The sequence below is a fragment of the Pseudomonas sp. AC463 genome (genome assembly GCF_979253585.1).
Genome location: NZ_CEEDDZ010000358.1, coordinates 1 through 316, shown reverse-complemented (window position 1 = coordinate 316; position 316 = coordinate 1). Strand labels below are relative to the sequence as shown.

Below are 316 nucleotides of genomic sequence, written 5' to 3'. Positions count from 1 at the left end.
TCGCGTCGCGCCCGCGATATTCGCCGGTGAAGTTCAGGTAGCCCGATTCGCCCACCGGCAAGCCGATGTTCGCGGCATAGGTGATGGTCTCGCCGTCACGCGCCTTGCGGTCGTTGCCCGTCTCGTTCAGCGCAAACGTGCCGTCGGACGCGCGCACCACCGGCTGGCCGTTGGCGCCGGTCTGCACGCCCGATACGCCGGACACGTCCTGCAACGATGTCACGTACTTGCCGTAGGTCGCCTGAGCGCGGCCGCCTTCACGCTTCTTCAGCTGGATGTTGATGACGCCGGCGATCGCGTCCGACCCGTACTGGGA

General features: G+C 66.8%; 1 pseudogene. It reads right to left on the bottom strand.

Annotation, left to right across the window (positions count from 1 at the left end):
- A pseudogene (locus AC0IYH_RS30520) lies at window positions 1-316 on the bottom strand (hypothetical protein); the annotation flags it as partial.